Below are 25,990 nucleotides of genomic sequence, written 5' to 3'. Positions count from 1 at the left end.
GTAAAAATTTAAACCAGAACCTTGTACAACTTGCTCTGCCTTAACTCACTCTGTTTCAGCATTAACTCCTGCTCTCGCTCTGTGATCTTTTTCTGTTCCCTGGTAAAAGCATCAAACTGCTGCATTAATGCTCTTTCCACTTCATCCACACAGCCCCTGAACTCGTTTTTGACCGGGTGCTGGCACAACTTGACGGCACGATCCAGCTCAGCCTGCCGCTCACTAAGGGAAGCAGCCTGGGTCTGCAAGCGGTTCAACTGAGCTTTGTTGGAGATATAACCGTCTTTAATCTCGAAATGACCTTCGGCCTTATCGCAATCCATAACGTTCTGACTGCTATTCCCAATCAGCGTCCACTGACCTTGCGGCCCCTTCCTCCGCCACCTGAACTTTTGAGGGTTGGCAGCGAACTCTTTAAGTCGACCGAAACCCATCGCTTTGATTACGTCAGGACCAATGGGATTCCTGTACAGAGACAGCCGCAGGTTGTGATCAAGATCAACACATTGAGTGATCACGTCCATCATCCGCTTTTCTAATGCTTCAAGATCTGCTGGTTTAATTTGATAAACTATGACTTTCATGACAGCCTTCATCATATCGCTGTACGCTCTCCGAATGGTGGCCTCCGTTTGCATCGCCTCCCGCGCCCCCCCTGCACCACTCAGCTTTCGCCTGCTGGCCTGAAGGGAAGCCATAATGTCCTCGAAAAGCTTAGCGCCCAGAGCTTTGTCATTGAAACTCTTCACTACATTGTGAAGTTCAGTGACTCTTGTAAGAGCCTCTTCTAAAGCGACATCGCTCTCACGGATCAATTTTTTATTGGTCTCACTCACCATATCTTTGCCATCAAGCTTAATGCCTTCGCTCTTTAACTCCTTGAAGTAACCACTAAGGCATTCACGTGTGGGTTTTGCATCCGCTGTTTCGACCAGATCCTCCTGATAGGTTCCCGGCAGAACAAAACGCCTCTCAATGGATTTGAGAAAGTCTGTAACTTCTGACTTGAGGTTGCTGGTCACAACAGGAATGGCTTCCGTGGGAATTCCCATCGCCTTCATATCCAGTCCATTCACCAAACTGACCGCTTCATCATTCAACCAGTGATGCTCCGCAGCATACACTTTATCCAGATGACTGTTGGTTCTGGCCTGCATCAACTCTTTCTCGCAATTGAGGGTATGATGACTTTTCTCACGACTGGCAATATCCACAGCCACAAGTTCAAGCCATGCATTCTTACAGACCCACTGGCGGACTTTCAGTTCAATCAGCTCCTGAAATGCTGCCTCAGAAAGACCCAGCTCTGCCCACTCTTTTTTAGCCATCTCAGCCAGTTGGGCTCTTATTTGTGGAAGGTTCTGCAAATAACCACTCTCGCCTTCTTCTGTTTTTTGAACAGGGAGGGTAACTGTTTGCTCAACCACTTTTTTCAATGCGGGAGAGGCGTTATCAATGCCCTCAGGAAACAGATTTTCTTCAGCCTGCATGGACTCATCCAACGCGTTCAAAGCCTGAATAAATGCCTCTTTCTGTACGTCGGCACCTTTGATGTCTTTAACCGCATCCAGATCCACCGCCATGAACACCCTTTGAGCCTTGTGCAAGTCCTTGCTGTCACGGGTAAGACGGCCAAGTTGCTGAACCAGATAGTTCTCATTGGCTTCACCACCGGCCTGACCCACCAGCCCATGAAAAATACCTACACTATCATTCCCCTGGGGCATGTCAGTGCCCACAGACTGGGCTTTACTCAAGTAACCATCGGTACTCTGTCCACCCAAACGGCTGAGCTGGGTAATGGTTTCCCGGGAAGCTGAAGCCCCCTGTCCATAGACCGGATCATCCTGATACTGCATCTGCAGATTCTTGTCATGGTCATAGTAAATAACAGACTTCTGAACGCCCCCCATGGCCAGTCGTTCCAGATTCAAAGTCCGACTCATCTGGTGCGCTTTTGTCGTACATTCATCACCCGACTCAGCGCCATCAAAGAAAATAATCTGGGGCTCCGGGCCTACCCTGTGCAAAACATCCGTCAGCATCTTGTTCCTGCCCTCAGGGTCGGAAGAGCTGAAAAACACCGGTTCTGCCAGAGAAATAAAGTGCCAGAAACGCTGATTGGTGGTCACCGGGTCTGTTCTTGCTTTGTGACGCACTTCTTCAGCACTGCCTGAAGCACTGGCCAAAGCTGCACAGTACAAGGTGCCCAGAGTTGCTGAGAGTAAATGCCGGGCTTTACATCCAAACAGAAATTCAGAATGTTTCAGATTGATACTTCGGGGCCCTACTTCAAAGGCATAGCCAAGCCCTCTGATCACCGCTTGCACAGTCTGAGCCACTGATATCGACTCAGCTTCGGTATGAGGCACCATCTCACTGTCAAACTCGTCGGCAAACACCATAGAGTTTTTGAGCAAGTCCAGACAGTCATCCAATTTTGCCAGTATCGCCTGCTTGTCCTGAATGAAACCTTCAGCGTCCAGCAAGGCCTGCTTCAGATGCATCAGAATCTGCACATCTGTGATTGAGGCGCCCACGGGCACTCGCCCCTGAGCCAGCAGGGATTCTCTGTCATTAATCGAAGTTCCGGCAGGTAACCCCAGCAGGGTATTCTCAACTTCTACCAACCGGGCGACGGATAACTCACAGGGAGGTGCAAAGCAGGTTTCAAGATCCAATCGGCGATAGTCCTGCCCCTTGCGGGCGTAGTACTCACGCAAGCCTTTATCCAGTTCTGCCTGATTGGTCTTTGGAGCCATGACAATAATCGAACGGTCCGTATCAGCACCTAACTGGGCCGAAGCGTGATCCGTCAGCGCCAGCAGCAGTGTACTTTTACCGTAGCCAGTGCCTTTATGAGACATCATGGCAACTTCATGGCCATTGGCCCATTGGCTGACACCGGCCAGTGTAACAGCCAGTTCGTCGGCCTGATCGGGTGACAAGACAATGTGATGCCTTCTTTCAAACGACAAAAGGGCCAGGTTTTTAGTATCCAGCAAGGTATTCTCGTAACTGCTGATTCGGTTATTCAGATTGCTCTGTCTGGATGCCAGCAGAGCCATATCCAGATTCCATTCCTGACAACGCCTGATGTATTCGTGGGGCTCACTCACCTGCTCAAAGGCGGCAAAGTCCAGATCCACCAGCTCACTTTTAAGCGCCTCAAGGCGCTGACCTATCAGGCTGCTCTGCTCAAGGTCAATATCCACCAGCATCAGCTGCGACATGCGTTTGATAAACCCGTCAACATCATTACCACCCGGAGCCAGTCCCTTCTCAAAGTTACGAATGGCATGATCCAGAAGCTCGCCATCAGAAAAACCCTGCACATCATTTTCAGAAGCATTACGAATGTAGCTGACCAGACCTTTTTCCAGAGCTTTTTTTAACTGAAGTGTACGAACACAGTGCTTTCTGTTGTTGACGATGACCTTTTCAAAATGGCTCAAAACCGACTGCCTGTTGGTTTTTAGCGTTTTCGGATCAGGTATCCCACGGGGTCCCTGGGTTTGCAACTCGCAACCAGAGTAGACTGACAGGTTTTTAAATACCTGTTCCTGAAACGCTTTTTGTTCTCCTTCAAGCGTTCTAATAACACTTTCAGTGACACTTTTAGTGACACTATGAGCACTATCAACCAGCAACTCCCTCCTGGCTTTCAGAAACGCTTCACTGACATGGCCGAAACTGGCATTGACGGTAAAGGGCGAAAACTGTTCTGGATGAAACGTTTCCTGATGGGCACCGGTTTCCGGCTTCCTTGATTTTTCCTGAGCCACTTTTCTCACCACCGGAAGCTCAACAGGCAGGCTTCTGACACGTCCATCACAAGGTGTGCAGGTAAAAGGCGGTTTCAGTAATTGATGATCCACTTCCTTAACAACTTTCTTGTAACATTCATCAATTTGCTTGAGGGAAGCACTCGGTAGCCAGGTATTTTTCAGCGATTCAAGCTCAAGGACTTCAGGCGGATAATCTTTGCGTGATCTTGATGGTGAAGTACTGTCTGGCTTCAGTAAGCAAGCTTTACTCAGTAAGTTCGCTTTAATCAGCTCGCTTCTGGGGTTTTCCCCCCGGATTGGCACCGGGATCAGTTGATCATTGGAACCCAGTTCATACATAAAGCACTGCTGATCTGAAGGTGTTTTCTGAGCGACCAGCAGGACGGTTTGCCCCGAAGCACTTTTCAGGGGAATCCAGTCCCGCTTTTTTTCTCTTCCTGCAGTGCTGACCTGAAAGGGAACTTCGAAATTGGGATGCTCATGAAGAAAAGCAGGATCCAGAGACCAGGTTCGTCCATCCAGCTGAATCTGCCAGTGCTGACCCTCTTTGGAGTGAAACACCAGTGAAGGTCGGCATTGAGCACCTTCAGACAATTCAATGTATCGGTCACCGGTAACAAGGCTGGTTTTATGAAGAGCAACCTTATTAAAACCATTCATGAAACTGTTTATCAGACAGTCAGGGTTCTGGGTAAGAGCGCTCACCCTGAAGCCAGCCTGAGTCTGAACATGACCTGAAGCTTCTGCCAGGGGTACCGGTGAATCTGGCTGAAAGCAGGCAATTTCGGCTTGATGAGGATGTTCAACAGCTTGGGTAAAGTCATCATCATGAGTAAGGCCCCTGAACTTCTGCTTCGGCTCGAGCCTGGTTTCCTGAGCCAGCAACTCTGTGCACTGTCTTTCCAGCTTGAGCCTGCGCGTCTCTCGCTCTTTTCGGGTTTCGTAATTCTCTTTGTGCTGCCTGACAGCCATGGTGAGAACCAGTGAGCCGGGTCTTTTCAGCTCCTTTTGAAGGGTTCTGAGCACCTTTGTCATGGTCGGAGTCGCGGGTAATCCAAATTCATCCCTGATCTGACTGAGCCCCACCAAGGAGGCATCGGCATAGCTGAAGTCAACCCATTGCGTTGCCCCTGCTGCTAAATTTGCGGACCCGGGTTGTTTAACAATCCCTTCATGCTGCTCCTGTAAACTGGACAGCAGAGTTAAGAGTCTGTCACAGATCTGCGGATCCCTGACCATTTGCTCTTCCAGAGAATGGCCCGCCTGCGGCTTGAGAGCGACTCCCAGCTGTTGATCCAGTCTGGCTTCAAACTCCGCCTTTTGATATTCAACCAGCTTCGATAAAAATACCCGTCCATGTTCGGGCACACTGCGTCTCAAACGGGGTGGCAGATGCTCTGAAGCCAATCGCTGAAGCGAGTATTCATACTGTTTTAAAAGCCGATGCCCTTCGTCTGGCCCCTCAATCGTTGCAATTTTTTTCTTCCAGGATTCATTCAGACGCTTTGAAGCTGATCTGGCAAGGGCGCACAAGGCATGTGTATAGAACTCCCTGTCCGGATCCCCCGAGCTTTTTGCCAACAGGGTACTCATATTGGTCAGTTCAAAATCGACTATGGCTTCAGGATCTTCCGGGCCAGCCAGAGCATCAGGCTTTAAGGCTTCAAGAGTGGCTTCGAATCTGTCGAGCTGAGTCTGAAAATCATCCTGCTCCCCGGCCATTACTTGTATATTGCCCCGGGTCAGGGATACAGTCCGGTCAATCTGACGGGTAAACTCATCCACTAAAGGGCGATCCGGGGTCGCACCCGGGGCTTTTTGATAGGTCTGATCAATGGACTCCAGCTCCATCAGGAATTGCTCATGGAGTGACATCACTTCCTTTCGGGAGCCGCTCCTGCCCGGAAAATCATCCGGACCGGTGAAATGATAAATTTCCCGTTCTTTTTCTATCACTTCCAGTCTGGAAGCCAGCTCAGACCAGGCTGAACTCATTTTTTGAATCAGGCCCGAAATAACAAAAGTTCCTGGGCCAAGAGAAGCAAACTCTTTGCTTTTGATCTCTGAAACGACTGTCCCCAAATCTGTCCACTGGGGCAATGGAGATTCCTGAGTGAGATCCAAACCTTCATCAGCAGATGAATCGAACCGATCAGGTAACGGATCAGAAGAAGCCTTTGAAGTATAAGACTCCGCCTCGGAAAAGCCGTCCTCGGAAAGAGAATCTGACTCATAACCGGAGTCAACCTGATGACTGTCAACCTGATGACTGTCAGCCTGAAGCGTTAATTGATTGAACCGCTCAGATTCGCGCTCAAGGCTTTCCTTAGCTTCAACTAATTCTTGGTTTTTTAATATCAGGGCGCTCTCTTTCTCAAGAACTTGAGCTTCCAGATTACTTTTCGTTTCAGAGAGTGTTTCAACCCGTTCCCGCTCAACTTCTAACTGGCTTTGTAGAGAGGCCTTGGCCTTAAGAGCTTCTTCTGATTGCTGCTCGACTTCTCTCTTTTTCTCTCTAATCTTGTTCAACTCTTCCTGAGTTATATGCAGTTGGTCTTTTAAATGAATAACTTCAGTGGCAAGCGTCTGGTTTTCAATACCCACAGCCTGAAACTCAGTCAGTTTCGATTGCAAACCCTTTCGCTCCTGCTCCAGGTCACTGACAGCCTTTTCCAGCTTTATCTTTTCCTGATCTCGCTGGCGCTTTTCCTGCTCAAGACTCTCGGCTAATTTTTGATGAGCAAGTTCTTTCTCTTTCAATGCAAGCGTATGATTTGACGCTGCTTCTCTGGATTGACCACTCAGGCTCCTTAATTCAGCTTTCAGGCTTTCAGCCTCGCTCTGAAGACGACTGACTTCTTCTTTTCTCTCCTCAAGGCCCAGAGATTTTTGCTGCAACTCAAGATCTTTCGTCTTACCTTCCAGTTCAAGCTTTGAAACCCGGTTATCAACATCATTTTTCAGATGCTGGAGTTTTTGCAACTGCTCTTTAAGATCAACGACGATCTCTTTGTGCGAGCTGGTAAGACGCTGCCTTTCTTCTTCCCAACCCGAAGCTTCATGCTTATGCCTGCTTTCCTGAAAAGCCAGATCTTTTTCAAGCTGACTGCTGTAAACTTGAGCCTCTTTCAACGCCCTTTCCTGTTTGACACCCAGATCATCAACCATACCCTTTAAGCTGTGAGCCTCTTTTTGGCTATCCCTCAACAGGGCTTCCAGTTCGCTAACCCTTGTATCCTTTATTTTTCTTTGTTCTTCCGCTGTCTCGGAAAGCGATTTAAAGTGGTCCCTGTTTTCTTTAGCCAGACGAATCTCTCTTTTAAGATCAGCAAACTCCAGTGACTTCTCACTTTGCTCATCGTTAAGCTGCTTTTTCAGAGACTCCAGGGTGGTTTCTGCCTCTTCAAGACTGCCTCGCAGAAGGCACAGCTCCTCATTCTGCTTTAAGGAAGCGCTATGAGCCTGATCCCTCTCTTGCGTCAATCTTTTTACTTCCAGCTCCAACCTTCCATATTGTGTGCCCAGTTCGGTAGCCTCACCCTCCAGAGACAACACCCTGGTTTGACTTTCCTCAAGACTGTTTTTCAACGTAATCAACTGGTTATTTACACGCTCAATGTTTTGTTCTTTCTGTTCGAGAGTGGCGTCTTTATGGGATAGCTCAAGCTTTGTCTTCCTGACCTCCTCCTGAGACGCAAGAAGTTGCTGATCAAGTCGTTTTTTTGTTTCAACCAGCTGGTCATGCTGGTTTTTCAAATCAGCAAACAGTTTTTTCCTGGCCTCCTCAATTCTGACTTTTTCTTTATCCCAGTCAGCTGAAGCAACTTCTGCCTTTTGCTCCAGTGCCTCGACCTTTAGCTTAAACTCATCTCGCTCCCGGATGAGCCTTTCCATCTCAAGGGAATGCTGACTTTTCAGACTTTCTGCATTGAGCTGAAGCTCCTGAAGCTGCTTCTTCACCTGATCTCTATCATGAGCAAGAGCATCTGACTCTGATTGAAAGTGGTCTCTTTTCTTTTCGGTCTCTTTAAGACGACTTTCCAGATCAGACACTCTGGATCTTGAATCCCTGAGCTGGTTTTCCCATTGAGCTTTCTCAATCTCTGCGGCATCACTACCGCTTCGTAAATTTTTCTCAGCTTTCAGAAGCATTTGCTTTGCTTCATCTCGCTCCCGGGCAATTAACTGAACTCTCTCTTCCAACTCAATGACTTTATTGTCACTCAATTCTTTCTCAGGGAGCAGTTGTTGAACTCTGTGCGTGAGCTTTTCAATAGCACGAACTTGATCATCGACATTCTGGCTAAGCGCAACCACTTTCTGTTGCTTTTCCTGCGTTCTTTGATTGGCTTTTTCAATCTCGCTCCTGAATTCAACCTCAGCTTCTTCAAGTTCCCGAATCCTGTCGTCCTTTGCCAGGATCGAAGATGACAGCGAGTTTTCCCTGATTTTGGCTTCGGCAAGTTCATCTTCTTTGCCGGTTAGCAGATCTTTTAGTCGATTCACTTCCTGCTGGCTTAACTGAAGCTCTCTGTGATAACGCTCTGACGTCTCCTGCAATTTAGGGATAGACTCGTCAGCTATTGCAGAGCGCTCTCTTGCCTCTCTTTCCTTGCTTTTTGCTTCATCAAGTTTGCTTTGCAGCTTTTCTGCGATGTTTTCAGCAGCTTGAAGCTGTCTTATATATTCGGTGACCTCCTCTTTCGAGGACCGGGTAGCCCTTTGAGCCGTCTCAAGTTCTCCGCGAAGGGCTGCCAGCGATGACTCGAGTTTATCTTTCTCTTCCTCAAGCCCATCGCTCTTAACCGTTAGCTCCTGAACTTTTCTCCTCTCAATCACTAACGCCTGATCTCTCTGTGAAAGATCCTCCTCTTTTGAGCGAAGATCATTCTCAAGACTGACTATTTTTTCCCTGAGTTCACGCTCAGTGCTCTGCAACCTTGACTGCAACTCATTCAGCTCTCTCTCTTTGTCTGTGAGCTGAATCTGTACCTGCTGTTCAGATATTCTGGCGCTTTCGACCTCTGACTCTAAATCAGCTTTTTCTTTTTGATGCTTTTGTTCAGCAACTCTTAACTGCTCTGCAATCTGAGCCATCTCAGCCTCGTGAGATTGACTCTCCTGCGAACCGTTACTCTGTTCAAGCCGGAGACTCTGCAGCTGCTCTTTCAGGGAGGTGATCTCAGCTCTGGCTATATCCAGCTGCTCATTCAGCGCTTCCAGACCTTTTAAGTCCTGCTCATATTCGACTTGCAAGTCTTCCAGTTCGGCCTGTTTAGTCAATAGCGACGCTTCAAGCTTCGCTTTTTCTTCCTGAGCCTGATCCTTATGCTCAACAAGGGTTTGTTGCAGGTCTTTGATTTCATCGTCGTATTTCTGTCGTTCCAGATGAATCTCTTTTAATGATCGGGCTTTTTCCTCAAACTCAGACTGCTGCTGCTCGAGTTCTTCGACCTTTTCTCGCAGTTCTCTTTTGGTATCCGTTAATGCTTTTTTGAGATCTTCTTCACGGGCAAGCACCCCTTTATGATCACCTTCAAGGACAAAAAGTGATTGCTCTGCTGAATGAGCCCTGCTGTCTGCTTCTTCAAATTTTCTTTGCAGCTGATCCAGCTTTTGCTTATGGTTTTCTTCAATAAGATTCAGCTGCTCTTCCAGTTGCTTCGCCTTTTCTTCAACTTGCCTTTTCTTGCCAGTGATATCGACATGGTCCAGAACCCAACGATCACGATACTTGGTAAGCTCTTTCACCTGGGATTCAAGCTGCGCCACTCCTGCAGAATCCGCTTGCTTTTGTGCTTCAAGGTCCTTATTGAGTGCCTTGATATCAAGCTGCAGTAACCCATTTTGCCTGAATAAATCAGCCACTCGCTCTTGAGCATTTTGATAACTCTGCTGAAGCTCTGCCAGCCTGGCTCTTTCCTGATTCAGCTCATTTTCAACGGATTGATAGCTCTCCAGGTACTCCTGCCGCAGTCGCAGTACCAGCTGATCCTTTTGTTCCAGAGCTGAAACAGCCTCCTGACCCATCTGCTGATGGTTCAGATGGGCTGCCTGAAGTTGACTTTGCAGCGCGTCTATTTTTTGACCAGAGTCAACCACCTGTTTCTGGAGTTCTGACAGAGTAACGCCATTGTCAGCCAGCATTCGGGTTTGCTCTTTCATTCGAGCTTGAAGCTGACTGTTCAATGCTTCCAGCTCATCCAGCCTGTCGTCAGAATCGAAGGTTTCTGCACTCAATAATTCGCTGCTGCCAATGGGAGATCCATGGGTACTGACTATCCGATACTGCTCCTCACGTAACTGACGATCCCTCTCGCTGAGTTCGTCTTTTAGTTCGGATTGTTCTTTCTCAAGCTCACTCAGCCTTTCTGAAAAACCTTCAGGCACTCTCTTTTCTTTCTGCTTGAGGACTTCTACTGCTTCCTTCAGTTCAGTCAACTGATTGCGGGTCTGTTGCAGCTCGTTGCCTAATTCTTCTTTCTCTTCTCTGAGACATCTCAGTTCCTGTTGCGCCCTGGATAGTTCAAAACTCCGGGTGGAAAGAACAGGACCATCAGGCGGTCTGGGAGTTGCAAGTGTAGGCACCAACGGTGGCGTGCCGAGACTATTCTCTGCAAAGATGTGACCAAGAAACGGATCATTCTCTGAAGGGCTGGAAATCTCTTCAGGGTTTGTTAGCTCGGGGGAATGCCGACAATAGAACTCAGCGAGCGCCAGAACCTCGCGATTCATTTTATCCAGCTCATACCGTTTCAGCAGTCCCCATGCCCATGCTTCCTTCGATTGACCACTGGCTGTGATTGCATCAGCAACACCGGTCTGCAGAACCTCTATCTGATGAAGCATGGATTGGGCCATGGCCAATGTCATCAAAGGCCCGTTGTTGCCATTGAGGCCAGTTTCCAGCTGTTGGCGGTTAGCTGGCATTTTAAAGCGCCAGCCCAACACATCATGGACCCTGCCCAGCCGTTCAGCCATCTGTAGTCTGGTTTTCCTGTCAGCAGTTTTTACTGTCTCAGACCTTATGCTTTCTCTGAGTCTGAAAAGAGTATGATCAGCAACCTGACTGACAGGACGGGCATAAGCCCTGCAAATCATGTTGTGAGGTTTTGGAATTGAGGGTGTGCCCACATCGACATGGGAGATATCCCTGTCTCCAATGGGGGTTGTAATTGGACGATCGCCTTGTAGAAGCTTATTTGGCAGTTGAACTGAACCCACACCATGACTTGTCTGTTCCTCAGAAGTCTGGGAACCATGCACTGATGTACTGTTCAGGTGTTGGCTATGGGGTATGCCAATGCCACTGCTTCTATGGTCCATGCGGTCTACAACATCCGTTGAAAAACTACACAACTGCCAAGAAACAGCTTACATTCCGGCACCTAAGACGCTAAATTCATACCTGTCGGATGAATTCACAATTTAAGATTAGCAGTGGGTTGCCGAGGAGTTTTGCATTCCGGTGGCTTGAAAGCACAGCTCGTCAAAACGCCAGAGTACTCATCTGGACGGCCTTGAGATGGCTTTGGTCGCGTCGCTCATAAACTCAATAAAATAGGGAAGCAGAACCTGATTGACCTCAACCAGTGACGTCGTTTCTATCCAGCCCGGGCCATGTAAACCTCTCTGTTTCTCAAGCTCTTGCCAGTTCAATGTGCAGGAACCCAGGCTAATAAAAGGTCTTTGCTCGCCATTACCCGGAACGGCCCAGTCAAAACGTACCTTGCCAAGGTAGGGTCTGATGCTTTTTTCTCTCACAGAAATGGGCTGTTCGGAAATCAATCTGGAATTGGCAGAATAACGAGCACTCAGGAGAGCGTCAGAATTAAACAGTTCACTGGAGCCCATGATCAGGTATTTAACAGACGAATGAGATTGGTACCAGCGCTTGAGACGATCTTCATCATAAACAGTGTTTTCTTCCCCTAATCCGGTAAAAGACATCCATTTTTTAAACTGGCAGCTGTCGATCTCCCGGGTCATGTTGGCAGGACAGGTATGTTCAACGCTGGATAACAGGGTCTGATAAAATTCCAGGCTGTCACCTGCCCCAGCCAACGGGAATTGAGATCTGAGTATCTGGTAAAGTCTCACGCTGTTTTCAAAATCTGGCGACAATGTCAGATCACTGGTCACCTTGATGACAGGAACCAGCAAACCCTTTGGTTTTGATTCCAGCAGAGTCAGCATATCGGCAGAAAATGAGCACTGACCTGTCAGGGTCATGTATTCGCCAGGTACCAGAGACTTAAGAGAGGGATTAGTATTCTTGACCTGCCATTGATGATTGAAAGTCCAGCCTGATGGCTTTTTTAGAACTGTATTTGCGGATTGGGAAGAGTCTGGTTTAGTCTCAAACCAGTCAAATAGTGAGCAGGAAGAGGTCATGACTGCCATCGCAACCACCAGACATATGCGCACTGTCATGGGAAAAGAGCCCATCATCGACCCACATCTCCGGAAAAAGTTATTAATTTAAATGTAGCCAGTTTAAAACGGAATCTCGCTTTTCATTAAATGAAAGGTGGTTTTCAGAAGCTGTCGAGATCTTGTTTAGCACTCGGCAGCGCCTGAAACCAATTACGCTATGGGGATTGGATTATTCCAGCCCCAGACCTTCCCTGGGGGGTTGCGTCAGTTCCCTGACAGTATCTTCCAGTTGCTGAAGTTTGCGGTTAACCTGCACCCGGAATGAATCAACCGCTTTAACTGCCTGCTGCTGATCTTCCACTTTCCTGGTGAGCTCAGCCTGAAGTTTTTTCTGATCAGCCACCAGCTTTTTCATTTCAGCAACCTGTTTGTCAAACTTCGCAAGGCTCTCCGTCATCATACCCTGGGCAGCCACCTGTTCAGTGCTAATGGCCTTCATCAACTGATCCATTTCACGAATACGCTTCTGCAAAGCACTCAGCTGGCCAGAAGCTTTGTCCACTGTTTTGCCTGCTTTATCTGCTTCCTTGAGAGCTTTGGCAACATTATCCTTATTGATCAGGATCCACTGACGGTTTCGCTTATTCGAAACATCCCAGAGCTTGCGAATTTCAGAATTCACTACCTCCAGCTCAGATCGCAGCGCTGAGCCGCTCTGATCAAGGTTTTCACCAGTAGCAGTGATCTCTCCGGTCACGGTACTCAGCTTTTCCTGGGTGACCTTCAAGGCCTGGCGGGTATCAGCCAACTCCTTTTGTATCAATTTGAATTGCCAGACGCCACCCGCCCCAAGCACAACAATCATGACCAGTATGAGCCAGGTCAGGCCATTTCCACCTTTAGCCGAAGCAGTCCGCCCCGAGCCCCCTTTCTTGAGAGGAGGCGTTCCTCCGGAAGCCACAGCTTTCCTGCGCCCCGGACGCTCGTCCGCTGCAATTGAGAAATCCGGTATATCATTGATCGCCTTTTTCTCTTCTCTCATGGGTTTCTCATCTGTCTCTTAATCCGCTACGGGCATCTGTTCCGCCATGGGCAGTTGAGGGGCAATACTACTATGAAATAGAGACTGGAATAAGGGCAACAGACTTTATGATCAGCGCCGTAACAGAGAAAATCAGCGGAATTGCCTATCACAGTCTGGAAATATCCGGTTCATGACACTGTTTCAGGTTTTTTCTGTCACCCGGGGGTTGAAGAGATATCGCGCGCCCCCAAACTATCCACCACATAGATTCGTAATCAAACCGATGTTAATATCGTCGCGCGAGACGAATTCAGGTCAAACAAGATCAACCCCCCAAGTGGAGAACGACAACATGGCTTTTGAACTTCCTGCACTGCCCTACGCACGCGATGCACTGGCTCCTCACATTTCTGAAGAAACTCTGGATTACCACTACGGCAAGCATCACAAGACCTACGTTGACAAACTGAACGGTCTGGTTGCGGGTACCGAGCTGGAGAGCAAGAGCCTGGAAGAAATCATCAAGACTTCTGAAGGCGGCATCTTCAACAACGCTGCTCAAATCTGGAACCACACGTTCTACTGGAACTGCCTGAGCCCTAATGGTGGTGGTGCTCCTGCCGGTGAACTGGCTGAAGCTATCAATAATGCTTTCGGTTCTTTTGACGATTTCGTTGCTGCATTCAACGACAAAGCGGTTAACAACTTTGGCTCTTCCTGGACCTGGCTGGTTAAAAACAGCGATGGTTCTGTAGAAATCGTAAACACCAGCAATGCAGGCACTCCTTTGACGACCAATCAGAAACCACTGTTGACCTGCGACCTGTGGGAGCATGCCTACTACATCGACTATCGCAATGTGCGTCCAGAGTATCTGAAACATTTCTGGGCACTGGTTAACTGGGACTTTGCTGCGGCTAATTACGATGGTTAAGATTCTGATTTGATAGATACACAATTAAGTTGGAAATCAGCACAATTTGTTGGAAATTCTAACATTTAAGTTAGCAAACAGGCTTAATTTTTGACCTTCACTGTCTGGCATATAAATGTCAGACGGTGTTTTTCTTTATGCCTTTAAAGAATATAAATGAAGTGGTCTAATGACACCGGACACCTCGTTAAGCACAATAGTGCAACCAGTAACGAGGTTCATAATGGCAACGCGAAAACATTATTCTCAGGAATTCAAACTCAAAGCTGTAAAACTGGTTACTGAACAAGCTCAGTCGCCTACAGCAGTCGCCAGAAGTCTAGGAGCCTGACCGAGAATAGACTGCCCTACTGCGGCGGCAGCAAATTGGTCTGAAAATCCGCTTTTGTTCGTCAAATAGCTCGCTATTCTCCTCACAAAACCGAATTTTCATCCTCAATTTTCTGCCGTCCTCGCTACGGGCGCTATTCTCGGTCAGGCTCCTAGGAATTTGTGCGACTAACCTCCGTCGTTGGGTTCGACTCAGTGAAGAGAAGAAAGAGCTGGCTTTCCCCGGCAAAGGCCATCAGGCCCTGACGACTGAACAGCAGAGAATCAAAGAGCTTGAAGCTGAAAACAAACAGCTGAAAATGGAACAGGAAATCTTAAAAAAAGCCATGGCCTTCTTTGCGAAAGACCAGCTGTAAGATACGCCTTCATACAGCGGGAGAGGAAGGCCTATCCTGTCGTAACGCTATGCAAAGCACTAAAAGTTAGTCGCAGCAGCTTCTACTAATGGAATAAACAACAGGCAAAAAATCAACAGATTGACCCGGAGATGTTTCGCCTGGAGATGGTGTGATGCACCATTCAGATCGTGGCAGCCAGTACGCGTCTCTGGAGTATCAGAATCAACTCAGGGAGTATGGGATGGTCTGTAGTATGGGTCGCAAGGGTAATTGCTGGGATAACTCTGTGATGGAGCAGTTCTTTGGCAGCCTGAAAAGGGAAAGAACGGATCATTATATTTATGATACTCGGGCAGAAGTAGAGGCACATGTTATTGATTACATTTTGTTCTACAACAATAAAAGATTGCATTCCTATCTGGACTATATGAGTCCAGTAGACTTCGAGAAGCAAAAATTGAAAAAAGCAGCTTAATCAGGTGTCCGTTTTTACTTGACCACTACAGATAAACGATTGACCCAGCGGCTGCTGGCGGGATGAATAACGCTGAATCACAAGAGTGCCTGATACATAATTAACAGCTGATCATATTGCTTACACGCCATTAACGCCAGCATGCTTTCAATATGCTAGCATATAAAATGGTAGCGCAATGACTTAGCAAAATGGAGGCCCCCTATGGCAACACTGACCATTAGAAATCTACCCGATGAACTGGTTGAGCGCCTTAAACTGAAAGCCAAAGCAGCCAATCGTTCCATGGAGCAGGAGTTGCGGGAACTGCTGGAAGCCAGCTACCCCAGGAAGCAGGATACAATTGACCGTATCAGAAGCCGCTGGAACCAGCTCCCGGAAACCCATCATGAAGAAATGGACGAGTGGCGCAACGAAGGGCGTCCATGATGGCAAATAAGGGCATAAAAGCAGCTGTCATCGATACCATGGTATTTGCCTATGGCCTTCTTAACGAAACGGACTTTGCAGAAGATTCACTCACAACCATCGCTCGTACAGAAACTATTCACGTACCCGACTCCATCAGGGCCGAGCTGACCAATGTGCTATGGCAGTGGATTACCCAAAAAAGCATTTCCGTGCAAACCGGCCTGGATGTGCTTCAGGATGCCAGCACCCTGTTCAGCCGTGTTCATCCGACCGAACATTACTGGCGGGAGGCCTTGATTCTGGCCTGTGAAGACAAGCACCCTGCTTATGACACCCTTTTCATTGCTGTGGCGAAAGGCCAGAGTATCCCCCTGGTGACTTACGATAAAAAGCTGCTGAAAACATATCCTGACATAGCCATCAGTCCCGATGTGTATATTCGAACCCTCTGAATACAAAGAACCTGCAACCCTGGCCACTCGCTACATATTAGAATGGGCACCGTTGCAGGCCTGTGACTCAATTGATAGCAGCTGAAGCAGGAAACGCAAGCTGCTCGAAAACCGGTAGGTCGTTCAAACCATTTCGCTTTTCACCCTCACTGGCACCATGCCAACAACCAGACTCATCCTGCAGCTCTTTCGCTTTCAGCCCACTGCTCAGGCTTCACTGAAACAACCCTGATAGCGGGCTTTGAGTATGCGCACCAACTGATCCTCAGCCTGATATCCAGCCTCTGTGTTTTGATAGCCAACAGCATTCACAACCGCTGTGACAAACTCATCAGATGCACTGGCAAGGCTCTCAAGCTCATGTCTGAGATAAGTCACCTAGGCGTCTTTCAAGTAACGGCGGTAAGAGGAAAAAAAGAAAGGAAAAAAAAGGAAAAAAGGACATCCAATAAAGGGAACGGAAAAAAAGGACATCCAATTAAGAAAAACGGAAGGAAAAAAAGTACATCCAAGGAAGGAAAAAAAGGACATCCAATTAAAGCAGGAAAAAAAAGACATCCAATTAAAAGAAAAAAATTATCCATTTAAAAGAAAAAAATTAAAGAAAAAACAAGATATCCACGGAAAAAAAACGGAAAAAAAGGACATCCAATTAAGGAACGGAAAAAAAGGACATCCAATTAAAAAAAACGGAAGGAAAAAAAGGAAGGAAAAAAAGGACATCCAATTAAAAGAAAAAAATTATCCATTTAAAAGAAAAAAATTAAAGAAAAAACAAGATATCCACATCAAATATAAAATACAGCCCACAAACTGGGAGCCTGGCAACCCATCAAACCCTGACAGCCACTCAAAATCATCGCTTATCATAACAAACGACAAGCGGATCACTCAAAAAAGGAAAAAGTCAGAAATAGCTAGACGCCCCATATGACAGGAGCAACAAATAACAACGAAAAAGTCGGGCAATCAGCTTAAGCCATGAAATAAACGACTACAGATAAACAACCCCTTCACCCAATGCTGTCCCATTTCCCGAGCAAAAGTTTTCATGGCTTCCAGCCTGCCCACTGCACGATAGAAGCGGTTATTCCATCTCATGGTTTTGAGCCATTCATTTGAATCAATTTCCAGTCGGGTCAGAATGGGTGGAATATCTGAAGGGTTTGAACCTTTCTTATCAGATCGCACTGCACGCCCACTCCAGTCAACCAACTCAAGATAATCATGAAGAATATAAGGCAACGCCTTATCCGGATTTTGCCCCTGTGATCGAAAAGGCATAAGGGTGGCTGGCTGCTTTCGGGTATCAGAACCTGCCAAATTTTCAATTCGTTCCTGGATCGACGTGTAGTCTGATCCTTCTGGAGTTTCCGCCATTTCGGCACGGAGCGGATTCAGGTCAACATAGGCCATGCAGGTCAACAACGCTGCCTCATCCAACAACGCCTGACTTTTAAACCGCCCTTCCCAGAAGCGACCTTTGCAGCCATCTTCCTGGTTAGCCTCACGGGCAAGATATTCGTTGAGGCAACGCATGAACCAGCTGATACTCGTTAGACGATTTCGATACTCTTCAACAAATTCGTCCACGCGAGCCAGTTCCGAATGACTCAGCCGGTCAGCAGCAAGATACTTCTGAACCAGAAGCGGCCCTGTGAAAAGCCTTGTCCATCGACTCAAAACTTCGTCTCTTGTCCACTCTCTGGCAGGTTTTTGATTAATATGCAAAACCACATGATAGTGATTCGACATGACAGCATAGGCGCAGACCTCTATAGAAAAGATTGAAACCATTTCCCTGAGCTTGTCAACAATCCACTGCCGGCGGTGCTCGTAGTTTTTGCCCGTTAAATGATCCTCTCCACACAAATATGCTCTGCGTACGCATCGAGCTATACAGTGATAATATGGCGTGGAGCCTGGGTCGATCAGAGAACTTCGTGCACGGGTCATAATCTCTCCTGCCGGAACTAAATATCAGCAACAGGGAAAAATTAGACGAGCTGGCTTGTTTGTCAAATATAAGGGTGTCCTATTATTTGCCGATGCACTCCTTAATAGTCAAAGTAGCCAGGGAAAAATCCGTGGATATTCCAGGAAAGAAGCGAGGGCCTGCCATTAATGTCTCTAATGTCCCTGAGCAGGCGCAGCCAGAACAGAAGGAACAGGGTAATTGGCAGGGTAAGAAAGTTCAGTCAAATGATGTGCCGGTCGACGATCTGAGGCACAGCTCTTCAAGCTCAGGCTCAGACTCAGACTCAGCTTTTGCTGAAATATCTGACTTGTCTGACTTTTCGGTTTCTTCCCACCCCCCAAGCCCGGGAGAATTCAGTGAAACTGAACTCTTTCCTGAAGATGATGTTTTTACTTATCCCTCTCCTTTGAATGAAACGGCCCATCTGGCAAAAAAACAGTTGGGTAGAGGGCGCTTTGCAACGGTACACCGGGTTATTCAGGAAAAAAGCGGAGGCAAGCAAGAACATTTTGCATTAAAACAGACGCATTTGGGTGACCAGGGAGCAGGTGAAGACAGGATATTAAAGAAATTGGGAGAGCATCCAAATATTGTCAGCAGTTATGGTCTGGTCGAAGTCGACGGGGTCAGAGGGCTCCTGACAGAGTTGATTGAAGGCCCCTCTCAGGATAGCGTGATGATGCTTCTTATTGAGCTTTATGGAAATGGCAGGCTCAGCAGTCAGGCGTTTTTCAATGTTCTGGCGTTTATGGAATACGAGAAGTTCCGGGCACTTGATCACCTGCACAAGAAAGGCATTGTCCACAACGATCTGAAACCCAATAACGTCATGATTGATCTTAAAAGCGGCCGCTTGAAACTGATTGATTTTGGTGGTGCCAAAGAAGAGGGTCAAAAAGCCAGTTACAGTCATGAAGACTACGCTTCTCCGGAATTGTACCGATCGGAGTTAATTAAGAAAGAAGAAGTTAAAGCCAGCTATGCAACGGATGCCTTTGCTCAGGGGCAACATCTCTACCGTTTTTTGAACAGTCCGGATCAACCCCATATTCATTCCTTTACCAATGGCGCGGATCCATGGGGCAAATATACGCCCAATCAACGATCTGAAGCGGCTTTTGAGGTACTTAAGGCATTTCTTGATTATCAGAAGCCCAATTTTGATGGCAGTTACAAACAAGCAATGAAGCCAGTAAGTCCTGAATTAACAGAGGACGATCTGAAGACTGAATCTGAGCGTATGAAGCTGCAAGAATTTAATCTGGATAGTCTGCTGACCTCCAGTGATGAAATTAGCAGCATTATAAAGTTGCTGGATGGGGATTTGAGCGCCAATGATGTAGAAAGAATCAAAAAAATGCTGCATGGAAAATTAAACGCCAAGGACAGCGAGACAGCGCAAAGACTGCTGGACGGGCCGCTCACATTTCATGATATCAAGGCAATCAAACGATTGCTCTATAGCAAGTTAACGACACCTGAAAAAGAGACGGTGGCCGATCTCGGACACCTGATAGCCTCTGCAGAAGAGATGAAGAGAAGTAAAAGTCAGCTGATTAATATGATTAACCGCCTGCTGCACCCGTCGCCCGAGCAGAGAATGACACCAGAGCAAGCTTTGCAGCACACCTGGTTTACTGAGCGTACGATAGACAAAGAGCAGGCCTTAAGAACTCTTCAGATGGCTGCTGATGCCCTGAAGGGAGGTGATGAAGGTGGTGAAAATAAGCGTTTTGTGTGAGTGACTGAGCCCACCTCGGAGCGCCTTTTAAACCCTTCACTTTCTTCTCCCGGATAATAGGCTCCCGTTAATTACCTCTCATTCCTGCCGATTCACTCATTAATAATTAAAGTAGCCGGGAAAAATCCGTGGATATTCCAGGAAAGAAGTCAGAGCCAGCCAATGCTGCATCGCTCCCCGCTGAGCAGGCGCAGCCGGAACCGGAGAAGCAGGGGAAATGGCAGAGTAAGAAAGTTCAGCTCGAAGCGCCGGTGAAAAATTTAGAGCAACACTCTTCGGGCTCAGGCTCTGATTTCAGTGGTATCTCCACTTCTTCGATTTCTTCTTACCCGTCAAGCCCCGGAGTCGTCAGTGATAGCGAAGTATTTCCTGAAGATGATGTTTTCACGCATTCCTCACCATTGAATGAATCGGCCCACCTGGCTAAGAAGCAATTGGGTAGAGGACGCTTTGCATCGGTACATCGTGTTATCCAGGAAAAAAGTAAAGGCGTTAAAGAACATTTTGCATTAAAACATACTCATTTGGGTGACAAGGGAGAACGGGAAGCCAGGTTATTAAAGAAGTTGGGAGAGCACCCAAATATTGTCAGAAGTTATGGAATGGCCGAAGTCGACGGTGTCAGGGGGCTCCTGACGGAGTTGATTGAAGGCCCCTCTCAGGATAGCGTAATGATGCATCTGATTGAGCTCTACGGCAATGGCAGGATCAGCAGTCCGGCGTTTTTCAATGTTCTGGCGTTTATGGAGTACGAGAAGTTCAAGGCGCTTGATCACCTGCATAAAAAAGGCGTTGTCCATAATGATCTGAAACCCAACAACGTCATGATTGATCTTAAAAGCGGCCGCTTGAAACTGATTGACTTTGGTTGTGCCAGAGAAGAAGGCAACAGAGCCAGTTATAGTCATGAAGACTACGCTTCTCCGGAACTATACCGATCAGAGTTTAAAAAAGAATTAGTCAGAGCCAGTTATGCGACGGATGCTTTTGCTCAGGGGCAACATCTGTACCGTTTTTTGAACAGTCCGGGCCAGCTCCATATTCGCTCTTTTACCAATGGTGCAGAGCCATGGGGTAAATATACCCCCGACCAACGATCTGAAGCAGCTTTTGAGGTCCTCAAGGCATTTCTTGAGTATCAGAAGCCCAATCCTGATGGCAGTTACAAAAAGGCAATGAAGCCAGTAAGTCCTGAATTAACAGAGGATGATCTGGAAGCCGAGTCTGAGCGTATGAAGCTGCAAGAATTTAATCTGGACAGCCTGCTGACCTCCAGTGGTGAAATTGGTGTCATCACAAAGATGCTGGATGGAGAGTTGAACGCCAGAGACATAGAAAGAATCAAAAAAATGCTGCATGGAAAATTGAATGCCCGAGACAGTGATACCGCTCTGGCACTGTTGGATGGACCACTTTCATTGGATGATATCCAGGCCATCAAACGACTGCTCTACGGCAAGTTAACGACACCCGAAAGAGAGACGGTAGCCGATCTGGGAAAACTGATAGAGTCTGCAGAAGAGATGAAGAAAAGTAAAAGCCAGCTGACTGACATGATTAACAGTTTGCTGCACCCGGAGCCCCTGGAGAGATTAACGCCAGAGAAAGCTTTGCAGCATCCCTGGTTTACTGATCGGACAATAGACAAAGAGCAAGCCCTGAGAACACTTAACAGGGTTGCTGATGTCCTTAAAAGAGATGAAGGCGATGCAAATAAGAGTTTTGTATGATGGTCTCTGTCCTCTTTGTACGAAAGAGGTCGCACGCTGGCAAAATGCCCGTTTTCGCTGTGAAGTAGAGTGGTTTGATATCACCGGTCAGGAAAAGGTGCTGGAAACCTGGGGGGTTGATCCCGGTAAGGCTCTGCTTGAATTGCACACCATAACCCATGATGGACAGGTTTATACCAGTATTGACAGCTACGCTCTCTTGCTCAATCAGCTACCCGGTTGGGCCTGGCTGGGTTGGCTCATGAGTCTGCCCGGTCTGAAACAGGTCCTGAAATGGACCTACGACTGGATGACCAAAGTCCGCCTGAAAAAAGAGGGACGCTGGCCGGGTCAGTGCAACACAAAACAATGTAAATAGCCTTGCACTTGTTCATTACACATCATCATCCGTGTACTTGGTGTGCGAACGCAAAAATATTGCCGACAAGCAGTGTAAGTCCCTTGACCAGACTGACCAGAGGAAAGACAGCGTTGTTGGCTCCCAGATTGAGTTCGTCATTGACATTATGGAAATCTCTGGGGAATTTTTTTTGCATGTCGAAGATACTCAAACCTTCTGGATACAGTGTGCTATCCAGATTTCCAGTCTCCTTTATATGTTTCGAGAAACACTCAACATAACGATCAAATGTGGCCTCATCAGGTTGCCTGGCCGTCCAGTAAATAATTTCCCGGGCTGTTCGATTCAGCCATGAACGGTATGTGTCTTCGTCTAGCCCCATAAGTTCTTGCAGTCTTGACTTGGACGGCGACTCTTTTTCTTTTGCTAACAGGCCTGACAGGTATTCGTTCAGTAGTTGCTCAATAAAGTTTTCTGTCTCTTCCACTGCCCGTTGATTTTGATAATGATAATCCGGCGAGTCGCGGCGCAGACGTGATCTCAACAACACGGCTGCCAGCAGGTTTTCGCAGAGGGCATTGGCAAAACTTAACCGCTGCATAACTTCTGGCGTATAGCCCGAAGTTTTTGAGTCTCTGGCAGTGAGGCCGCTTTTCATGCTGCCATAGAACTCAACATCGCCCCAATCCCGTAGACCATCCCAGCCAAAATCAGGGCGTTCAATGGCTTTGATCCAACCTCCAAATGTTCCGGGTAATGGCAAGGCATAAAGCATGGATCCCAACAAAGGGGTGAGGAACACCCAGCGACGTCCGGTATCGTGAAACGCCGGGATAGTTGACGTGGGCATAACACCAAAGTTGCCATTAAGTACTCCAATATCATGGATGCCTTTCAATAGACCTCTCTCGGCGACCGCGAAGGGGGCATTGGTTAGATCAGGAGTGTGAGCGTATTGACCATAGTGTTTTGTGGCCTTGAAGAAGTAAACCCTGACAGCTCTTTCACCATCAACATTAATCACTTGTAAGCGATCAGTGAAACCTCGGGTACTCTCGGGAAGATCCTTTTCCAGCACCGTAAGGTATTGGCCAAAAAGGGGTTTCTGGCTTTTGAAGCGGTCACTTTTGGCTATAAGTTGATGCATAACGCCTTCTTGCGCCAGGGTAGTCACGGGCTCCCCGACCCGCTGGAACTTATAGTAATCAACCTCTTCACCGTTGGTTATTGCCAGTGTACGGCCACCAACAATGGTTCCTTCTTTTTCAAACAGTGACAGCCGGTGCTGACCAGGATAAACCGATGGAAATTCTGTTTCACCAGCACGAGCAAATTCTGACTGTAACTGACGACTGGCGTCTTTATTCGCAAACTCAAAACTATATGCGTGGAGAGACGCCAGCAACTTGAATGCCACAGTATTTGGCTGTTGAAATTTGAGCGGGTTAACCGGCTCTGTTAATGCAACAGAGGAGTCCAGTCTGGAGAAAAGCCCAGGATCATTGAGATAAGCCAGAGTATCATCCAGTAACTTTCTGGGTAAGCGATCCTTCCAGAACCTCAACAACAGCGGTTTGTTAGCAAGGATCCTGGCAGCCAGAACATGAACAAGCCTCTGCTGAAGTGCCGGGTCATTGCAACACTGCTCCAGATACCCTGCATCATTAAACTTATGCAAAAAATCCAGATGGAGTTCAATGTAGCTTACTATGAGGTCGCCTTTGTCGGGCCGTAAACCTCTCTTAATAATATGAGTCGCTCCAGACCAAAAGGGTTCAGAGTTTAAAACGATATCGTCTTGTTTCGTCAGTAATTCATCGGAAAACGAATCGAAATATTTTATAGGGAAATACTGACAGACAGTACCCATCACCTGGTTTTTAAAATCATCACCTGCATTAATTTTTTCAAAAAACTTATCAAGAAGACTAAGGGAGAAATTTTCACTTTTCTCAGGTCTGTTGATTAATATTTTCAATAAAGACCATTTTGCTTTTTCGATTAATCCCTGAAGCAACCTATCATCTGTATTTTTAATTGATACAACAATAAAAGGATTGGCAATTACCAGCTTATTTAACAACAAAGCAAGTTTATCTCGATCAGTCTTATATCTTTCTATACAAAGATGATAAATATCAGGTAAGGGCGTGGTATACGAACGAGCGAAATCTCTGTTACCCAGAATGGCTGAAGCAGTTTTGAAAAGGACTTCTTCAAAGAAATCATCATCATTTATCAGCACCTTATATTCATGATTGCCGTTGAAAATTTCGCTAAAATTATCACACAAATTTTCACCGTCAAGGGAGTCCAAAATCGACTTTTTTGTTATGAACCGATCCGGAACCTCTGATAATTGACACCGTCCCTTCGATAATTGTAAAAGGCAGTAGTCTTTTTTTCTGTTAATAATGTGTTGTGGCAGATCTTTAAGTTCTATCCTTCCTGAATTGATAAGCTCATCATACAATTCATCATCTTTAAAGCTGTGTGGAAGAACGCTCAGAGATCTTATTTTTGCTGCGATGTCCAGATAACCATAAATCAGTTGTGCCTGTTTCGGTGGTGTTCCCTTCGGAAGACCATTCACGTTTGAGTACTCTATCAAAAAATCAATATCAGATTTTAATTCTTCAGAAAAGTCTTTGTAGTGAGCGGTTAGGGCCAGGTTCCTGATATCATTTAAAAATATTTTTTTTGTTCGATCAGCTGTTGATAACAATACATCTCTGATTTTATCACCTTCCGTCATTGAAAAAGCACACCAAAGACGGTTCCTTACTATCTCTTCAAGAAGGGTTTCCGATTTGAAATAATCTTCAGGCAAATATTTTTCAGGCGCATAAGGAAGAAAGTCGGCAACATCGATAAACTCATCTTTTGTGAGCCGATCGCTTCTACCATCAATGAGTCCTTGAATAAGCTCGACTTGTCTGTCGCTGATGATCGCACTATTCGCACTCTGAATGGCTTTAAGCTTTCTTAAAGGTCTGGGTGATAATGCTTCGGGCTTCACAACTCTGTCATCAGTAAAGTCCAGTTTTCGTTTGCTTATAGTGGCTTCACGAGTATCTACCTCTAAAGCAACAGCTCTGGAGGAAATTCCGATTTCTTTCTGATCTTGTTGCCCTGTTGCGGGATCTGGTATGAAAACTGTGCGATTGACTCCAAATGGCTCACCGCTGACAGAGCTGAAGGTTCTGCCGGAGACCTTGCCATGATCCGCTGTCTCTTTAATATCCGCTGTAGCACCGCAGGTAGAGGGATTAAATGAGTGTTGAGATAATCGATCCATTGTTTATTTCTGCCTTTAACTGTCCTTAATCTTGACGAGGGTCAAGCCAAAAAATGATTAAAAATTTTGACCCATGAAATAAAGAAAAGTTCCAAAATCGGGTGGGGACGGGCTTTTACTCAACATCCGGCAGCCAACCTTCAGTCATCACTTCCTCATATGTCCATGGGCATTCCCTGGGGAAATCACTGGGTTTACACATCATTTCTCTAGCTACTTGATTTCGAGCTGATTGATAAGCTTTTGGTAAAATCTCGTCCAATTTATTGTTGAGAGAAGGGTTTTCTTCCAATTCTTCTTGTACAGCGTCCCTCTGTTTTCCAATACTGATCAACCAGCTTGTGTGCCATTCTTTAAAGTCGTGCATATCATCTTTTTTAGACTGCATCTGCCATTTAAGCGCATGTAAAAAAAGCCCTTTTAGACAACTTTTTACTGTACGATAACGAGCTTTGCCCATGTCCTCAACTTCCTCGATCAGGTTGTCCAAATCCAGCTCGCTATAACGACCTTGCCTAATCAGCTCGGCTTGCTGAAAAGACCAACTGTAGAAGTCGGTATCGTATAAATCACTCATTGTTAAACCTCTTGTGAAACAATGCAGTATGTACCAATGAACAATGACCATTACCAGTGAACCGTTACGATCCGTGACCTCTTGACAATTATAAAACATGCCTTCACGCACCAAAAAAGAGCCTGTGCAGAGGCAATAAAGAAGGATCGTAGAGCTGCAAAAAAGGCCAATGGCCAAGCCAGTGCCACATCAAACAAT

The 25,990-nt window shown here is 46.7% G+C and carries 16 protein-coding genes; 9 read left to right on the top strand and 7 right to left on the bottom strand.

What is annotated here, in order from left to right:
• Positions 1-8: 8 nt before the first annotated feature.
• The 3 genes from ACOJUO_RS15335 to ACOJUO_RS15325 all read right to left on the bottom strand — a co-directional run bounded on the left by ACOJUO_RS15335 (position 9) and on the right by ACOJUO_RS15325 (position 13,206).
• Positions 9-11,114, bottom strand: a complete 11,106-nt coding sequence (locus ACOJUO_RS15335; protein WP_422137429.1) for a hypothetical protein — start codon at positions 11,112-11,114, stop codon at positions 9-11.
• Between the two features lie 180 nt (positions 11,115-11,294).
• Positions 11,295-12,239, bottom strand: a complete 945-nt coding sequence (locus tag ACOJUO_RS15330; protein WP_422137428.1) for a hypothetical protein — start codon at positions 12,237-12,239, stop codon at positions 11,295-11,297.
• A gap of 154 nt (positions 12,240-12,393) precedes the next feature.
• Positions 12,394-13,206 (bottom strand): hypothetical protein, encoded by an 813-nt coding sequence (locus tag ACOJUO_RS15325; protein WP_422132894.1) that lies wholly within the window; start codon positions 13,204-13,206, stop codon positions 12,394-12,396.
• 334 nt (positions 13,207-13,540) lie between these two features.
• Between ACOJUO_RS15325 and sodB the strand changes: the two genes are divergently transcribed.
• The 5 genes from sodB to ACOJUO_RS15300 all read left to right on the top strand — a co-directional run bounded on the left by sodB (position 13,541) and on the right by ACOJUO_RS15300 (position 16,128).
• Entirely contained in the window at positions 13,541-14,122 is a 582-nt protein-coding gene (gene sodB / locus ACOJUO_RS15320; RefSeq protein ID WP_422132893.1) for a superoxide dismutase [Fe], read from the top strand.
• A gap of 169 nt (positions 14,123-14,291) precedes the next feature.
• Positions 14,292-14,453, top strand: coding sequence for a transposase (locus ACOJUO_RS15315; RefSeq protein WP_422137427.1), 162 nt, complete (start codon positions 14,292-14,294; stop codon positions 14,451-14,453).
• Between the two features lie 509 nt (positions 14,454-14,962).
• The gene (locus ACOJUO_RS15310) at positions 14,963-15,265 is read left to right on the top strand and encodes an IS3 family transposase (RefSeq protein WP_422137426.1); all 303 of its coding nucleotides are present in this window, start codon (positions 14,963-14,965) and stop codon (positions 15,263-15,265) included.
• A gap of 204 nt (positions 15,266-15,469) precedes the next feature.
• Complete coding sequence (locus tag ACOJUO_RS15305; protein ID WP_422132892.1) at positions 15,470-15,694, top strand: FitA-like ribbon-helix-helix domain-containing protein; 225 nt, start codon at positions 15,470-15,472, stop codon at positions 15,692-15,694.
• Positions 15,691-16,128 (top strand): type II toxin-antitoxin system VapC family toxin, encoded by a 438-nt coding sequence (locus ACOJUO_RS15300; RefSeq protein ID WP_422132891.1) that lies wholly within the window; start codon positions 15,691-15,693, stop codon positions 16,126-16,128. The genes ACOJUO_RS15305 and ACOJUO_RS15300 overlap by 4 nt, the downstream gene beginning before the upstream one ends.
• A gap of 207 nt (positions 16,129-16,335) precedes the next feature.
• Here the strand turns inward: ACOJUO_RS15300 and ACOJUO_RS15295 are convergent, their stop codons facing one another.
• The gene (locus ACOJUO_RS15295) at positions 16,336-16,506 is read right to left on the bottom strand and encodes a hypothetical protein (protein WP_422132890.1); all 171 of its coding nucleotides are present in this window, start codon (positions 16,504-16,506) and stop codon (positions 16,336-16,338) included.
• Here ACOJUO_RS15295 and ACOJUO_RS15290 point away from each other — a divergent pair.
• The gene (locus tag ACOJUO_RS15290) at positions 16,489-16,716 is read left to right on the top strand and encodes a hypothetical protein (RefSeq protein WP_422137425.1); all 228 of its coding nucleotides are present in this window, start codon (positions 16,489-16,491) and stop codon (positions 16,714-16,716) included. The genes ACOJUO_RS15295 and ACOJUO_RS15290 overlap by 18 nt on opposite strands.
• A 381-nt stretch (positions 16,717-17,097) precedes the next feature.
• Here ACOJUO_RS15290 and ACOJUO_RS15285 read toward each other — a convergent pair whose 3' ends face one another.
• The gene (locus ACOJUO_RS15285) at positions 17,098-18,084 is read right to left on the bottom strand and encodes a transposase (RefSeq protein WP_422137424.1); all 987 of its coding nucleotides are present in this window, start codon (positions 18,082-18,084) and stop codon (positions 17,098-17,100) included.
• A 131-nt stretch (positions 18,085-18,215) separates the two neighbouring features.
• Here ACOJUO_RS15285 and ACOJUO_RS15280 point away from each other — a divergent pair, with 131 nt between their 5' ends.
• The 3 genes from ACOJUO_RS15280 (at position 18,216) to ACOJUO_RS15270 (ending at position 21,935) form a co-directional block, all read left to right on the top strand.
• A complete protein-coding gene (locus tag ACOJUO_RS15280; protein ID WP_422137423.1) occupies positions 18,216-19,847 on the top strand; it encodes a serine/threonine-protein kinase in 1,632 nt (543 codons plus the stop codon).
• Between the two features lie 128 nt (positions 19,848-19,975).
• On the top strand, positions 19,976-21,577 hold the full coding sequence (locus ACOJUO_RS15275; RefSeq protein ID WP_422137422.1) for a serine/threonine-protein kinase: 1,602 nt from the start codon (positions 19,976-19,978) through the stop codon (positions 21,575-21,577).
• Positions 21,555-21,935 carry a thiol-disulfide oxidoreductase DCC family protein gene (locus ACOJUO_RS15270; protein WP_422137421.1) on the top strand — a complete coding sequence of 127 codons (381 nt, stop codon included), beginning with the start codon at positions 21,555-21,557 and terminating at the stop codon, positions 21,933-21,935. Before ACOJUO_RS15275 ends, ACOJUO_RS15270 begins: the two co-directional genes overlap by 23 nt.
• 25 nt (positions 21,936-21,960) lie before the next feature.
• Here ACOJUO_RS15270 and ACOJUO_RS15265 read toward each other — a convergent pair whose 3' ends face one another.
• Both ACOJUO_RS15265 and ACOJUO_RS15260 read right to left on the bottom strand, forming a co-directional pair.
• Positions 21,961-25,215: a hypothetical protein gene (locus tag ACOJUO_RS15265; RefSeq protein WP_422137420.1), complete on the bottom strand. Its 3,255-nt coding sequence runs from the start codon at positions 25,213-25,215 to the stop codon at positions 21,961-21,963.
• A 115-nt stretch (positions 25,216-25,330) separates the two neighbouring features.
• Complete coding sequence (locus ACOJUO_RS15260; protein WP_422137419.1) at positions 25,331-25,792, bottom strand: DUF29 domain-containing protein; 462 nt, start codon at positions 25,790-25,792, stop codon at positions 25,331-25,333.
• Between the last annotated feature and the right edge of the window lie 198 nt (positions 25,793-25,990).

The sequence above is a fragment of the Endozoicomonas sp. ALC020 genome (assembly GCF_049275935.1).
Classification (GTDB): domain Bacteria; phylum Pseudomonadota; class Gammaproteobacteria; order Pseudomonadales; family Endozoicomonadaceae; genus Endozoicomonas_A.
The sequence above is the reverse complement of the archived record's forward strand: the minus strand, read 5'-3'. Positions and strand labels throughout refer to the sequence as shown.

Bases quoted from the DNA above. Each gene is read 5' to 3' on its own strand.
- ACOJUO_RS15335 (WP_422137429.1), bottom strand. From the start codon at position 11,114: ATGGACCATAGAAGCAGTGGCATTGGCATACCCCATAGCCAACACCTG.
- ACOJUO_RS15330 (WP_422137428.1), bottom strand. From the start codon at position 12,239: ATGATGGGCTCTTTTCCCATGACAGTGCGCATATGTCTGGTGGTTGCG.
- ACOJUO_RS15325 (WP_422132894.1), bottom strand. From the start codon at position 13,206: ATGAGAGAAGAGAAAAAGGCGATCAATGATATACCGGATTTCTCAATT.
- sodB (WP_422132893.1), top strand. From the start codon at position 13,541: ATGGCTTTTGAACTTCCTGCACTGCCCTACGCACGCGATGCACTGGCT.
- ACOJUO_RS15315 (WP_422137427.1), top strand. From the start codon at position 14,292: ATGACACCGGACACCTCGTTAAGCACAATAGTGCAACCAGTAACGAGG.
- ACOJUO_RS15310 (WP_422137426.1), top strand. From the start codon at position 14,963: ATGCACCATTCAGATCGTGGCAGCCAGTACGCGTCTCTGGAGTATCAG.
- ACOJUO_RS15305 (WP_422132892.1), top strand. From the start codon at position 15,470: ATGGCAACACTGACCATTAGAAATCTACCCGATGAACTGGTTGAGCGC.
- ACOJUO_RS15300 (WP_422132891.1), top strand. From the start codon at position 15,691: ATGATGGCAAATAAGGGCATAAAAGCAGCTGTCATCGATACCATGGTA.
- ACOJUO_RS15290 (WP_422137425.1), top strand. From the start codon at position 16,489: ATGTCTGAGATAAGTCACCTAGGCGTCTTTCAAGTAACGGCGGTAAGA.
- ACOJUO_RS15285 (WP_422137424.1), bottom strand. From the start codon at position 18,084: ATGACCCGTGCACGAAGTTCTCTGATCGACCCAGGCTCCACGCCATAT.
- ACOJUO_RS15270 (WP_422137421.1), top strand. From the start codon at position 21,555: ATGCAAATAAGAGTTTTGTATGATGGTCTCTGTCCTCTTTGTACGAAA.
- ACOJUO_RS15265 (WP_422137420.1), bottom strand. From the start codon at position 25,215: ATGGATCGATTATCTCAACACTCATTTAATCCCTCTACCTGCGGTGCT.
- ACOJUO_RS15260 (WP_422137419.1), bottom strand. From the start codon at position 25,792: ATGAGTGATTTATACGATACCGACTTCTACAGTTGGTCTTTTCAGCAA.